Source organism: Phenylobacterium sp. (assembly GCF_046590535.1).
Classification (GTDB): domain Bacteria; phylum Pseudomonadota; class Alphaproteobacteria; order Caulobacterales; family Caulobacteraceae; genus Phenylobacterium.
In genome coordinates this window covers 1-4,720 of sequence record NZ_JBKJTG010000085.1, presented here as the reverse complement: position 1 = coordinate 4,720, position 4,720 = coordinate 1, and the positions used below count along the sequence as shown (strand labels likewise).

General features: G+C 69.1%; 6 protein-coding genes and 1 tRNA gene. 4 read left to right on the top strand and 3 right to left on the bottom strand.

Features of this window, described 5'->3' with window-relative positions; translation table 11 throughout:
• Positions 1-265: 265 nt before the first annotated feature.
• Positions 266-341: transfer RNA gene (locus ACLL81_RS05060), tRNA-Lys, on the bottom strand.
• Positions 342-437: 96 nt separating this feature from the next.
• Between ACLL81_RS05060 and ACLL81_RS05055 the strand changes: the two genes are divergently transcribed.
• Positions 438-767 (top strand): Hpt domain-containing protein, encoded by a 330-nt coding sequence (locus ACLL81_RS05055; RefSeq protein ID WP_411287255.1) that lies wholly within the window; start codon positions 438-440, stop codon positions 765-767.
• Here the strand turns inward: ACLL81_RS05055 and ACLL81_RS05050 are convergent.
• Complete coding sequence (locus ACLL81_RS05050) at positions 764-1,087, bottom strand: chorismate mutase (protein WP_411287254.1); 324 nt, start codon at positions 1,085-1,087, stop codon at positions 764-766. The two genes, ACLL81_RS05055 and ACLL81_RS05050, sit on opposite strands and share 4 nt — an antisense overlap.
• Positions 1,088-1,105: 18 nt before the next feature.
• Positions 1,106-2,062 (bottom strand): transcriptional regulator GcvA, encoded by a 957-nt coding sequence (gene gcvA / locus ACLL81_RS05045; protein ID WP_411287253.1) that lies wholly within the window; start codon positions 2,060-2,062, stop codon positions 1,106-1,108.
• 175 nt (positions 2,063-2,237) lie between these two features.
• Between gcvA and cobA the strand changes: the two genes are divergently transcribed.
• The 3 genes from cobA to ACLL81_RS05030 form a co-directional block, all read left to right on the top strand.
• Positions 2,238-3,077, top strand: coding sequence for a uroporphyrinogen-III C-methyltransferase (cobA, locus tag ACLL81_RS05040; RefSeq protein WP_411287252.1), 840 nt, complete (start codon positions 2,238-2,240; stop codon positions 3,075-3,077).
• Complete coding sequence (locus ACLL81_RS05035) at positions 3,074-3,430, top strand: DUF2849 domain-containing protein (RefSeq protein WP_411287251.1); 357 nt, start codon at positions 3,074-3,076, stop codon at positions 3,428-3,430. The genes cobA and ACLL81_RS05035 overlap by 4 nt, the downstream gene beginning before the upstream one ends.
• Before the next feature lie 7 nt (positions 3,431-3,437).
• Positions 3,438-4,720, top strand: a 1,283-nt coding sequence (locus ACLL81_RS05030) for a nitrite/sulfite reductase (protein WP_411287250.1), incomplete at its 3' end; no start/stop codon positions are given.

Sequence of the window (4,720 nt, the reverse complement as noted above, 5' to 3'; positions counted from 1 at the left end):
CTGCAGCGGTCGCTTCTATGTCTATCGCTCGACGGCTCGCCGCCGTCCCGGGGACGAAAACACCACTTCAATTGGCGTATGACGCGGACCCGACGGTCGGGGCGAATCCCGAAAACGACGCGAAAGTAGCTGGTACCATGTCAGCGCCAGGGCTTGCTGATTTTCTAATGACCCGCTCGCCAGCTGATGGATCCCAGCCATGGATCCCAGGCCCGACAAGCCGCCTGGGCTTGGGGAAAAAACCCTTTATAATCATCGGAAGAAATGGTGGGTGCAGTAGGATTCGAACCTACGACCCGCTGATTAAGAGTCAGCTGCTCTACCAACTGAGCTATGCACCCGCCTCCGCTCCGGCGCAAAGTATCAGGCCGGCGGCGAGGGCGCGGAAAATACGCGAAAACGACGGCTTGGCAAGGCGAGTTCAGACGAGGTGTGCGGTGGCGTCCGAAGGCTCGAAAAGCGTTGTGGATTTCAAGTACCTGGAAGACTTCGCCGCCGGCGACATGCGGGTGGTCACCGAGGTGCTGGCCCTGTTCCGCGACCAGGCCCAGGCCTGGGCCGACAAGCTGGCCACCTCCGACGCCGGCTGGCAGGACACCGTCCACACCATCAAGGGCTCGGCGCGGGGCGTGGGAGCCTTCGCGCTGGGGGAGGCGGCGCAGCGGGCGGAAGAGCTGGGCCCCTCGGTGCTGACTCTGGTGCGCGGCGAGCTGCAGGCCGCGGTGGCCGATATCGAGGGCTACCTCACCCGGGTCGGCGGCGGCTAGGCCTTGCGCAGGGCGTCCCAGACGCCAAGCTCATAGGCGATGCACTGCTCGATTAGGGTCCGCCAAACCGGCTCGGCGATGGCTTCCGAGAGGCCGGCCTGACGGGCCTCGGCCTTCACCTTGGCCACCACCTCCTCGATGCGGGCCGGGTCGCGCACGGCGCTGCGCTCCGGCTTGATGCGCGCCGCGGCGTCCATATAGCCCTGGCGCTCGGCCAGCAGGGCCACCAGGTCCCGGTCGAGGGCGTCCACCCCCTGGCGAACCTGGGCCATCGTCGTGCAGTCGCAGGCCTTGGGCCGGTCGTCGGTGGGAAGCGTCATCGCAAACTCGTCTAGCGGTTAGATGCCGGCGCCGTTGTCGATGGCCGCCAGCGCCTGTTCGTGGGCCAGGGCCTCGGCCTCGATCCAGCCCACGAAGGCCTTCACCTGGGGCAGCCGGCCCTTGGCCTTGGGATGGACGAGGTAGTAGGCGAAGTCCACCGCGGTGGCGATCTGCAGGGGCGCCACCAGCCGGCCCGCGTCGATGTCGGCCTGGGCCAGGGTGCGCTTGGCCAGCGCCACCCCACGGCCATTCATCGCCGCCTCGATCACCAGGCTGGACTGGTTGAACCGGGGCCCGCGCATGCCGTCGATGCCGCGCAGGCCGCGCGCCGCCAGCCACATGGACCAGTCGGGGCAACTGTCGTCCGGATCGGGCGAGCCGTCGTGCAGCAGGATGTGGTTGGAAAGGTCGGCGGGGCTGTCAAGGGGCTGCTCGGCCAGGAGGCCGGGGCTGGCCACCGGGATCACCGTCTCGCTCATCAGCCGTTTGATCTCCAGGCCCGGATAGCGCCCGGCGCCATAGCGGATGGCGATATCTACCTCGCCGGCGGTGAGATCGACGAGCTCCAGGCCAGCCGAAAGCCACACATCCACCTGCGGATGGGCGCGCTCGAAAGCCCCCAGGCGCGGCACCAGCCACTTGGCGGCGAAGGAGGGCGCGGCGGTGAGCGTCAGCCGGCGGCCGTCCACGGCGGCGGTGAGCAGGGAGGCGGCCTCGGCAAGCCGGTCGAAGGCTTCGCGCAGGGCGGGCAGGGCGGTCTGGGCGGCGTCGGTGAGCAACAGGCCCTTGGGGGTGCGCTTGAACAGCGCCGCGCCCACGAAGTCCTCCAGGTTCTGGATCTGCTGGCTCACCGCCCCGGGGGTGACCGAGAGTTCGTCGGCGGCGCGGCTGAAGTTCAGGTGGCGGGCCGCGGCCTCGAAGGCGCGCAACGCATTGAGGGGGGGAAGCCTTCGGCGCCCAGGGTTGCGTTCCATGAGATTTGCTGACAGCCCCGGCAGAAGTCCTTGGCTTGCGAATTGGGCCCTGCAAGGCCAATTTGCAAGCGTACGGCGATGTGTCGGCCCTTTTCATCGCCGGGCGACAGCGGGACGGGCGCAAGTCCGTCCCGACCAGTTTCGGACCAGGGGCCTTGTTAGAGAAGCTTAAACCATGGCGCAGCAACACATAAGGCCGAAGCGCGCCGGCGGCCGGCTGGTGGTCCTGGGCGGCGGTGTCCATGTCCGACCGCAGGGCGCTGTGTGGCTGGTGGGCGCCGGCCCCGGCGATCCGGACCTGCTCACCGTCAAGGCGCTCAAGGTGCTGCAGACCGCCGATGTTGTGGTCCACGACGGCCTGGTCTCCGACGAGATCCTGGCCCTGGCGCCGCCGGCCGCGCGCCGCATCAGCGTCGCCAAGCGCAAGTCGCGCCATTCCTATGCGCAAGGTGAGATCAACCGCATGCTGACAGCCTTTGCCCGCGACGGCCTCATCGTCGTCCGGCTGAAGGGCGGCGACCCGTTCATCTTCGGCCGCGGCGGCGAGGAGCTGGAAGCCTGCCGCGAGGCCGGCGTGGACTGCCACGTGGTTCCCGGCGTCACCGCGGCGCTCGCCGCCAGCGCCGCGGCGGGCGCCCCCCTGACTCACCGCGGACAGGCCCAGGCCGTCACCTTCGTCACCGGGCATGCAGCCCAGGGCTGCGAGCCGGATCTCGACTGGGCCAGCCTCGCCCGGCCCAACCAGACGGTGGTGATCTACATGGGCGTCTCCATGGCGGTCCCCATCGCTGCGCGCCTGCTGGCCGCCGGCCGTGATGGCTCGACCCCGGCGCTGATCGTCGAGAATGCTTCGCGGACCCGAGAGCGCCGCATCGTCACCACCCTGGCCGGCCTCGCCGAGGCCGCCGCCCAGGTGTCCGGCCCGGCCCTGCTCATCGTCGGTGAGGCCATGGCCCTGGCGCAGGCCGGCGAGGCCGCCGAAATGGACGCGATCGTGCGCGAGGCGCGGGCATGAAGGCGCTTACCGCCAACCGGCTGATCGACGGCGAGGTCGTGTTCTGGAACGCCGGCCAGTGGGTCGAGCGGTTCTCCGACGCCGAGCTGTTCGACGACGACGCCCGGGTCGAGGCCGCCGAAGCGCACGGCAAGGACCAGCTGACGGTGGTGGTGGACGTCTATCCCATCGACCTGATCGAGGCCGGGGGCCTGTGGGCGCCGCTCTCCTACCGCGAGCGGATCCGCGCGCTGGGCCCCACCAACCTGAACCACGGCAAGCAGGCGGAGGGCGGTGCGGCCATCGAAGCCCTGCAGCATGCCCATGGCGCGGCCCGCTCTACGGGCCGGGTCAACCTGATCAAGCGCAAGTGAGGCGCCGATGTACCGCTACGACACCCTAGACAAGGACATGCTGGCCGACCGGGCGGCGGAGTTCCGCGGCCAGGTGGCGCGTCGGTTGGCCGGCGAGATCACCGAGGACCAGTTCAAGCCCATCCGGCTGATGAACGGCCTCTATCTGCAGCTGCACGCCTACATGCTGCGGATCGCCATCCCCTACGGCTCCCTGAACCCCACGCAGCTTCGCAAGCTCGCCTGGATCGCGCGCACCTACGACAAGGGCTACGGCCACTTCACCACCCGTCAGAACCTGCAGTTCCACTGGATCAAGCTGGCTGACACGCCGGCGATCCTGGATCACCTGGCCAGCGTCGACATGCACGCCATCCAGACCAGCGGCAACTGCATCCGCAACATCACCGCCGACCCCTTCGCAGGCGCCACCGCAGAGGAGGTGGACGACCCCCGCGTCTGGGCCGAGGCCATGCGCCAGTGGTCGACCCTGCACCCCGAGTTCTCGTTCCTGCCGCGCAAGTTCAAGATCGCCATCACCGCCGCGCCCAAGGACCGCACGGCGGCCAGGGTTCACGACATCGGCCTTGTGGTGAAGCGCGCCCGCGATGGCTCGCTGGGCTTCGAGGTGATGGTGGGCGGCGGCCTCGGCCGGACGCCCTATGTGGGCCCGACGATCCGCGAGTTCCTGCCGGCCAACCGCCTCTTCTCGTACCTGGAGGCGGTGCTGCGCGTGTACAACCGCCACGGCCGCCGCGACAACATGTTCAAGGCCCGCATCAAGATCTTGGTGGCGGCGCTGGGGCCTGAGGAGTTCACCCGGCAGGTCGAGGCCGAATGGGCCAGGATCGGCACGGTCTCGGACCTGCCCGACACCGAGCTGGCCCGCATCCGCGGCGCCTTCGCGCCGATGAGCTTCCAGACCCTGCCGGTGCTCTCCGAAGCCTTCGATACCGCGAAAGCTTCGATTCCTGCCTTCGCCCGCTTCGTGCGCAACAACGTCAAGCCGCACAAGAAGCCCGGCTACGCCATCGTGGAGGTCAGCCTCAAGGCCATTGGCGCCACGCCGGGCGACGCCAGCGCCGAGCAGATGGAGGTGGTGGCCGACCTCGCCGAGCGCTTCGGCCAGGACGACATCCGAGTCACCCACGAGCAGAACCTGGTGCTGCCCCACATCCGGCTGGACGACCTGCCGGAGGTCTGGGCGGCGCTGAGCGCGGCGGATCTGGCGACGCCCAACATCAGCCTGGCCTCCGACATCATCGCCTGCCCCGGGCTGGACTACTGCGCGCTGGCCAACGCCCGGGCGAT